Here is a 7,516-nt window from a genome sequence, read left to right on the forward strand (position 1 = left end):
CTTTGCGTCCCGCCCCAGGAGGACCCCGCTCTATTTTACGGTTGGCGCGAGCGGCCCTCTTCTGTTTCTGAGGCCGTCGAGCACCGCTGCCGTCATGATGCGTCGCTGGACAGGGGTGGTCGACTTGCGGCGCATTTTTCGCGCGTATGCCGCACCTAGGAACAGCATCATTCGAAAACGACGCACGGGCGGAAGTCGAAGATCTCGCAGGATGAATATCCCATTTCGCGTCAAGTAATAATCACGGATCGGATTCTGATGCTGGTGGCGCGGGATCCCGCGAGAATCGAACTCGACGGAGTCTGCAAGAAGATGGTTCATCACGACTCCTGGCACGACAATTAGCCGATACCCCAGAAGGCCAGCCCGCAATCCCCATTCCTTGTCGACATGGTCGATGAAGTATTCGTCCCTGAATTCTCCAATCGCCTCGAATGCGGTCATTTCGATAAGACAACCCGAGCTGAGGAGAAACGCTGCTTCTATCGGCTCTGCGGTGGCGTCCACATCGACGAGCCGCTTAATAGCGCTGGATTTCCACACGAACGCTAACGGGATATTGGCCCGCTCGTCGAGAATTATCGGGCCAGCGGCGATGGTCTTGGGATATTTGCGCTGTTCTTCCTTCAAAGCAGCCAGCAACGCCCAAACGGCATCAGCGGTCATTTTGCTATCGTCATCAAGAAAGAGCACATACTCATGGCCTTGACTACGAATGTGACGTATTGCGCTATTCTGCGCCGCGGCTATTCCGAGGTTGCCACCCAACCCAATGTAAGTAGCTCCCATCGATTCAGCGAGTTCTTTGATATCTCTCGCGATGTCCGGGTCGTCGCTGTTGTCAGCAAGGACCAACTCCGACAGCGACGTCGAAATCAGCCGCAACGCAGAGGATAACTCCGGCACGTCGGTGTTGAACGTCACAATCACGCCAGCGATCGACATCTCACTACCGCCCGCAGCTAGTTCAGCCGCCATTGAGTCCCCCATTTCTGGAACGCTCCAGAGATAAATGTTGACGACGAAGCACGCAATCTAATTACATGCTAGGGCCACCGAGGGGCGGTGAAATACACTTTGAGCTGTTTGTCCACGAGACGATCCACGTGTCGAGCGAATGATTCAGTTGCCAGACACGTGACCCGTTAATAGCCTGTAGAGGGCAGCGCTGCGTTCATCAAACCCTTTGAAGCGCACCAGCTTGCCGAGGTTTCGGTACTTGATCTCGATAGGGTCTAGAGCTGCGACGGTCGAGGCATCCCAGATCTGCGTTTGGGTGAAATCGATGACGACGTCGTTCGGGTCTTCCATGTAGTTGAAGCGCTCGACCAGGTCATTGCTGCTGCCAAAAACAGCGGGCCGCGTACAGCGTAGCTCGCGGTGGTTGCGTCGTCGCCCAACGTGCGCTCGGCAGAAATTACGTGAGCGAGGCGACGCGCAAAGAGGACCATCGCGAGCACCACGCCAACGATGACCCCAAGGGCGAGGTTGCCGGTAGCAACTACGACGACGACAGTGACGATCATCACGATGGTCTCAGGAATCGGCATGCGCCTCAGCGTCGACGGCTTGACGCTGTGCCAGTCGACGGTGGTTATGGCGACGATCATCATTACGGCGGCGAGAGCGACCACAGGGATCTGCGCCATGATTCCGCTCAGGTCCGCGACGAGGATGAACAGCACCCCTCCCGCCACGAATGTCGAGATACGGGTTCGTGCCCTTCCGATTTTGACGTTCACGCCGCGCAATTATCAGCTGAGATGGATAGCGCCAAGGAGTAGCTTTGCGATCGCGGCGTAGCCCTCATCGTTGGGGTGGAAGTCATCGCTGGTCCCGCCGTAGACGCCAGTCTTACCAGCGGGGCCGCGCAGGCTCTCCTGCACCTGCAGGTTCTCTATTGACCGGTAGACGCCGCCTTGGGCTTCGCACTCCGATTTGATAACCGCGTCATACGCAGCGCCGCGGTCGGGTTGCTGCCATGAGCCGACGCAAAGAAGTCGAACGTCGGGCGACGTGCTTACGATCTGCGCCAAGATCGCCCGATAGTCAGTCGTGAAGTCATCGATCGTGGTCACGTTGTAGTCGTTGGTTCCCAACTCTACGATGGCGAGATTTTGATAACTGCCGAGGTTGGTCAGCTTGCTCGCATCGGCCGTGTCCCCACCGTTGCGATGCCCTTCCACGGCGATGACTGGCCCGCTCGCTTTCATCGCATTGACCATCAGCGGGCGAAACCCCCTGGCCTCAGATGAGGCAAAGAGACTGCCCGTCAGCGAGTCGCCGATGAAGAGTACCTTGAGTGGGTCAGTGCCCCGCTGCACGTCGAGTACGGGCAGCGCTGTCGGCGTAGGGTCTGGCGGAATTGTGTAGCTCAGGCTGCCCGCTGCGGTCGGCGTCGAGTTGTTCGTCAGCGCGACACCTGACAAGACACCCGCGACGATACCCAGAGCAACGACCCCGCCCACTGCGAGCCAGACCTTGCTCTGCCTCCGAACGTTGCTACGGGAACGGGAACGCTTGCGAGGCTTGGATGCGGGCATGCCTCGAATACTAGATGAAGGTACCTCAGGAAATAAACGACAGGTGTAAACCTGTCCCATAACTACACAGTATGTGGCGGCACAGCTCGAATCCGCTCGTACGTCTCTAGGAAACTTTGCACGGGAGTGCTCGCCACAGTACGAGCAACGAGCGGGAGGTCGACGTCACCCAGCGACGTGAAACGCAGACAGCTCTTGCCCATGTTGAGCTTGCGGCCGGTGGCCTCCCAGTCGGCGCGGAACTGGCGCTCCTCCTCGGAATCGCTGTACAGGCACAACAGGTACAGAGAGTTGTAGTTCTTCTGCGCAATTAGGGCGACGTAGCTCAGCGGTTGCTTGTTGTACGTGTTGGGGTATGTCGATAGCGGGACGACCCAGCTGGGGGCGCCACGGAAGTCCACGAGTTCGTAACCGTCGGGCATCGCAGCGTGCACCGTCTCAAAGACCGGGACCACCGCGGCGCGCTTCGTCGGCTCGAGGTCCCGAAGATACTCCTCGACCACCGATGAAACTGGCTGCGTGCTCATCCTTCCACCGTAGTCACGGTGAAAGAGCCGCTGCTAGGAAATATCGATCGCTTGGAGGAGACGGGCGGCAATCGCCGCGTAGCCCGTGTCATTGGGGTGGACGTCATCGCGAGTGCCGCCGACGACTCCTGTCACTCCGGCCGGTCCCCGGTTCGCCTCGACTGAGCGCAAATCCGACAGGGCGCGGAAAACTCCGCCCTGCGCCTCGCACTCGCGAGCGATCACCGCGTCGTATTGGTCGCCGGTCTCCGGCGCCTGCCGGACTCCCGCGCAGACGAAGTTGATCCCGGGAGACGTCGCGACAACCGCCGACAGCAGCGCCTTGTAGTCGCTCGTAAACGCATCGATACTCGATGCACCAACGTCGTCTGGATCCAGTTCCACGACCGCGATGTCTTGGTCGGCGCCGGCATCCGCTATACCCGCGACCGCTGTGTCGCTGTCGGTTGAATACAACGACTTTGCACTCGTCACGGCGCCGGTCTTCCGCAGTTCGCGGACCATGGTCGACCGAAATCCCTTGGAGTCGACAGATGCAGAGACGCTGCCCGTCAGAGAACCGCCGACGAACAGCACTTTCAGCGGCTGATCGGTGCGCGTCACGGCGACCACGGGTGACGCCGTGGAGGTGGGCTCCGGCGGAATTGTGTAGAGCGAGGCATTGGCATCAACCGGCGGTGTCTGGCGGGTCAGGGCGACACCGACAAGGACTCCCGCGATGACGGCCAGGACGGTCACACCGGCGATGGATAACCAGACAGCACTCGGCCGCTTGACGTTGCTACGGGACTTGGACTCAGACACCTTGGAATCCTAGGGGACGGCGTCTGACGCATGATCGTCCCGGGTAGCGCGTGTCCCTGAACTAGGTACTCCTACGATGAGCAGATGACTATCGCCTTCTGGATTTGCGCCGCCGTCACGACCGTCAGCGCCGCGGTTAGTTTTGGGTACTCGGTAGCGGGGCTGCGATCTGCTCGCGGCCCCGAGCAGGTGGGGATGATGTACGCGTTCGCGCGGAGCCTTGCCTTGCTCGTAGTGGCGATCATCGCGCTGTTTGCTGGCTCGACCGCATTTGTTGCGGCCGTCGCGATCGCGATGGTGGTTGTACAGGCCGCGGACGCGATCATTGGCGTGCGAACGCGGGACACCCTCAAGACGGTCGGCCCGGCCGTTACGGCAGTGGCGAACCTGGGTGTGCTGATCTGGATGCTGGCCGCGTAGCTTCGCCAGCGTCAGTTCAGGTAGCCGTCTTCGGCCGCGCGCTGGATGAGCTCGATGCGACGGCTGGCGGCCCGGCCGGCCTTGGAGTACTTCTCGCGCACGCGGCGGATGTAGGTCTTTGCCGTCTCGTACTGCACGCCCATCTCGCGCGCTACATCCTCGAGGTTGAACCCCGACGCGTAGAGCAGCAAAGCCTGGGTCTCCCCCGCGCTGAGCTTCGGCTTGATCAGTTCGGGCGCCTCCACGAGTTCGGGAGCGGGCTCCGGCGCGAGCTGCGGCAGGCCCATGACGTCGCGGGCGATCTCCATTGCGTCGGTCATGCCGAGCGCCTTGGAGATGAAGCGAGCCGCACCGGCGTTGAGCGATCGCTCACGCGTCTCGCGGGTGTCCAGACCACTGAGCACGATCACCTTCGACCCCGCGGCGCGACAGGTGCGCACGCGCGACTCGATGGAAGCCGATCCCTGCAGGTGGTAGTCCATGAACACGAGGTCGGCCGGAAAGTGCGGCGACAGCACGAAGTCACCCCAGGTGATGGCGGCGAGCACAACGTCAAAGTCCGTCGCGTTCGTGGCCACCCAGGTGCTGATGCTGTCCATCAACAGTTCGTGGTCGTCGAGAATCGCGATGGTGACGGGACGGACGATTTCAGCGGATGTCTCAGCCAGCGTCATAGGAAAACCTCACCAACAGAGTGGGCGGTGTGAACGACACCGTCAGGATCGGGAACGTGTTTCTCGCGACGGCGAGATACGGGTTGTAGTCGCCGCGGAACGTGCGGGACGAGGCATCCACTTGCACCAACAGCGTCATGACGGCGCTGATTCCCTCGCGCTCGATCGATATGGAAACCGAGTGCGGTGTCGCCTCCTGCCCGAGGGCGAACAGGAGTGCCCGCACGGCGGTGCGCTGGTCGTGGCTCATCGCCGGGGCGAGCTGCCCGTTGTCATGGATCTCGTGCGGGTGGGCGTCGACCGTGCGCAGGGCGGCGACCGAGGTCTGGAGCCACGTACGGTCCACGCTGGCGACCAGCGCCGTGCGGATCTGGCCGGCGATGCTGCGGGCGGTCGCGCGGTCGTCGTCGGTGATGGCGTTCTGGCTGAGCAGCCCGCTGAGGAAGGGGGTCACGTCGCTGCTGAGCAGGGCGATGCGGTCCTGGTGCACGGCGCGGTTGATCTCGTCGCGGCGCTCGTCGGCGTGCGCCTCGGCCCGGCCGGTCATCTGCAGGTGCCAGTTGGAGAAGGCGAGCACTATTCCGCGCGAGTACCGGGCGGCGCCGTACGCGCACGCGATGAGCGGAAGCGTGACGGTGAGGGCCGAGGCGTAGACGGGGGCGACGGTCTGCTGTCCGCTGAGTTCGACGAGTGTCGAGACCCCGATGATGACGGCGGCGACCGAGCCGAGGATGACGAGCTCCCGCGGGGGTCGATACGAGCTCATGGCGAGGATCAGGAGCCCGATGCAGGCCGGTGCCCAGTCGTCGCGGAGGTAGTCCTGCGAGCCCCAGCCGCCGTAGGTATCGAAGAAGAAGGCCGCGAGACCGAACACCAGCACCACCACGTGGGTCGTCGCCGTGAAGGGCGCCCGCTCGGGGGCCGTCTGCCGCGCGACGATCGCGGCGGCAATGACGAAGGAGAGCAGGGCGAGCAGCTCAGGCAGCCGGGGGCCCTGCCCCACGGTCTCGATGATGGTGGCGATGCCAGCCCAGATGACGGGGATGACGGCGAGGGTGATGGCGGGCACGCGCGCGCCCATGGCCGAGGCCGGGTCGACCTGCTGTTGCGTCTGTTCGGGGGTGTTCACTCGGCGCCTCCCGGGACGTCGGCTCGGGGCATCCGCATGATGACGGACGTTCCGCTGCCCGGCGTCGACCAGACGGCGACGCTTCCACCGATCGCTTCGATGCGCCCGCGCACGGAACTCTTGAGACCCAGGCGGTCGGCGTGCACCTTGTCGGGCTCGAAACCCGCGCCCATGTCGACGACCATCACGATGACTTCGTCGTCCGTGGAGTCGAGGGCCACCTCCGCCGCCATGACGCCGGCGTGGGCCCGCACGTTCTCGAGGCACTGGCGCACGGCCAGGGCGAGGGCTTCCCCGTCGCTGTCGGACAGCGCGACGATGGGTGAGGTCTCCCCCGTGCAGGAGACGGCGAGGCCGCCCTGCACTGCATCGTCGATGGCGTGGAAGAGTGGGGTCTCGGGCCATCCGACGGTGATGCTCGGGCGACGGGCGCCGGCGACCACCACGGCCCATTCGAGGTCGTGGAGCTTGGCGAGGTCCCCCTCGATCTGCGTGCGCAGCGCCATCGGCGGCGGCCCGCTCGTGGACGAGGCGATGATCGCGAGATGGTTGACGACCGTGTCGTGCATGAGCGCCGCTGCCTCGAGCTCGGCGCGCTGGCGAATGAGCGACACGAACTCGTCCTGTGTCGCCGTGGAGAACCCGCTCTGCGAGCGCGTATCGCCGCGCCGCCCGAACCACACGACCGAGAGCACGACGACCGTGACGACGTAGGCCGTGATGGTGATCGGATCGAACATGAACGTCTTGCCCGCCGCAATCATGCCGAGAGCGGATGTCACACCCGACGTCACCGCTCCGACCGTGCACCACCGCAGCGCGGGGCCGAGCCCACGCCCCACTCCCCCGACGAACACCAACGCGACCTTGGGCAGCGCCACCGAGAAGGAATCGGCTATCACGGGCAGGTCAAAGTACGTGGCGAATATATAGGAGTAGAAGAACACTGCGACGCCGCCGACCACGACGTAGACGACGGTGAGCACGGCCGAGTGCCGGCGATCCAGCGCGATGAGGACGGCCAGCATGGCTACCGGGCCGACGAAGGCGGGCCAGAGCGGGTACTGCGGGTACTGGATCTGGAAGAACACGACCATGAGCGCGGCACCGGCGAGCAACACAAAGGCGGGCGCGTGCAGCACCTCAGAGAACGTGCGGCTGAGCTTGTGCGCGCTCGCCTGCGTGGGCAAATCCAGCGCCACTGTTCCCCGATCGGATGCTCTCAGACGAGTCCGATTGCTCGAAACCCCGGCGCCTGTACCCCCTTAACGGGGGTCAGGCCGAACAACATCGGCCTGATATCCACAGTCTAGGTTCGTTTTGTACCCTATTGCACGGCTGTGACGGAATTTGAATTTCGTTCTGGCCGCCCGCGCGCCTCCTGCGCGCCCCGCGCCAAACCGGGCAAGTCCGGCTCTC

The 7,516-nt window shown here is 63.3% G+C and carries 9 protein-coding genes; 1 reads left to right on the forward strand and 8 read right to left on the reverse strand.

Annotated elements, in window-relative coordinates; all coding sequences use genetic code 11:
• Positions 1-30: 30 nt before the first annotated feature.
• From HB677_RS04895 to HB677_RS04915, 5 genes are all read right to left on the reverse strand, one after another.
• Complete coding sequence (locus tag HB677_RS04895; RefSeq protein WP_213814538.1) at positions 31-978, reverse strand: glycosyltransferase family 2 protein; 948 nt, start codon at positions 976-978, stop codon at positions 31-33.
• A gap of 257 nt (positions 979-1,235) precedes the next feature.
• Positions 1,236-1,742, reverse strand: a complete 507-nt coding sequence (locus HB677_RS04900) for a hypothetical protein (protein WP_213814539.1) — start codon at positions 1,740-1,742, stop codon at positions 1,236-1,238.
• A gap of 12 nt (positions 1,743-1,754) precedes the next feature.
• Complete coding sequence (locus tag HB677_RS04905; protein WP_213814540.1) at positions 1,755-2,543, reverse strand: GDSL-type esterase/lipase family protein; 789 nt, start codon at positions 2,541-2,543, stop codon at positions 1,755-1,757.
• A gap of 62 nt (positions 2,544-2,605) precedes the next feature.
• The gene (locus HB677_RS04910) at positions 2,606-3,070 is read right to left on the reverse strand and encodes a DUF1801 domain-containing protein (protein WP_213814541.1); all 465 of its coding nucleotides are present in this window, start codon (positions 3,068-3,070) and stop codon (positions 2,606-2,608) included.
• 33 nt (positions 3,071-3,103) lie between these two features.
• Positions 3,104-3,874: an SGNH/GDSL hydrolase family protein gene (locus HB677_RS04915; protein ID WP_213814542.1), complete on the reverse strand. Its 771-nt coding sequence runs from the start codon at positions 3,872-3,874 to the stop codon at positions 3,104-3,106.
• 84 nt (positions 3,875-3,958) lie between these two features.
• Here HB677_RS04915 and HB677_RS04920 point away from each other — a divergent pair, with 84 nt between their 5' ends.
• Positions 3,959-4,294, forward strand: a complete 336-nt coding sequence (locus HB677_RS04920; RefSeq protein ID WP_255546183.1) for a hypothetical protein — start codon at positions 3,959-3,961, stop codon at positions 4,292-4,294.
• Between the two features lie 11 nt (positions 4,295-4,305).
• Here HB677_RS04920 and HB677_RS04925 read toward each other — a convergent pair whose 3' ends face one another.
• The 3 genes from HB677_RS04925 to HB677_RS04935 are packed head-to-tail and all read right to left on the reverse strand — an operon-like array spanning position 4,306 to position 7,299.
• Positions 4,306-4,968, reverse strand: a complete 663-nt coding sequence (locus HB677_RS04925; protein WP_213814543.1) for a DNA-binding response regulator — start codon at positions 4,966-4,968, stop codon at positions 4,306-4,308.
• Positions 4,955-6,097 carry a hypothetical protein gene (locus HB677_RS04930; RefSeq protein WP_213814544.1) on the reverse strand — a complete coding sequence of 381 codons (1,143 nt, stop codon included), beginning with the start codon at positions 6,095-6,097 and terminating at the stop codon, positions 4,955-4,957. The genes HB677_RS04925 and HB677_RS04930 overlap by 14 nt, the downstream gene beginning before the upstream one ends.
• Positions 6,094-7,299 (reverse strand): sensor histidine kinase, encoded by a 1,206-nt coding sequence (locus HB677_RS04935; RefSeq protein WP_213814545.1) that lies wholly within the window; start codon positions 7,297-7,299, stop codon positions 6,094-6,096. Before HB677_RS04935 ends, HB677_RS04930 begins: the two co-directional genes overlap by 4 nt.
• Positions 7,300-7,516 lie beyond the last annotated feature (217 nt).

Origin of the sequence: Glaciihabitans sp. dw_435 (assembly GCF_018449675.1) — a bacterium.
Classification (GTDB): Bacteria; Actinomycetota; Actinomycetes; order Actinomycetales; family Microbacteriaceae; genus Glaciihabitans.

Bases quoted from the DNA above. Each gene is read 5' to 3' on its own strand.
- HB677_RS04895 (WP_213814538.1), bottom strand. From the start codon at position 978: ATGGCGGCTGAACTAGCTGCGGGCGGTAGTGAGATGTCGATCGCTGGC.
- HB677_RS04905 (WP_213814540.1), bottom strand. From the start codon at position 2,543: ATGCCCGCATCCAAGCCTCGCAAGCGTTCCCGTTCCCGTAGCAACGTT.
- HB677_RS04910 (WP_213814541.1), bottom strand. From the start codon at position 3,070: ATGAGCACGCAGCCAGTTTCATCGGTGGTCGAGGAGTATCTTCGGGAC.
- HB677_RS04920 (WP_255546183.1), top strand. From the start codon at position 3,959: ATGACTATCGCCTTCTGGATTTGCGCCGCCGTCACGACCGTCAGCGCC.
- HB677_RS04925 (WP_213814543.1), bottom strand. From the start codon at position 4,968: ATGACGCTGGCTGAGACATCCGCTGAAATCGTCCGTCCCGTCACCATC.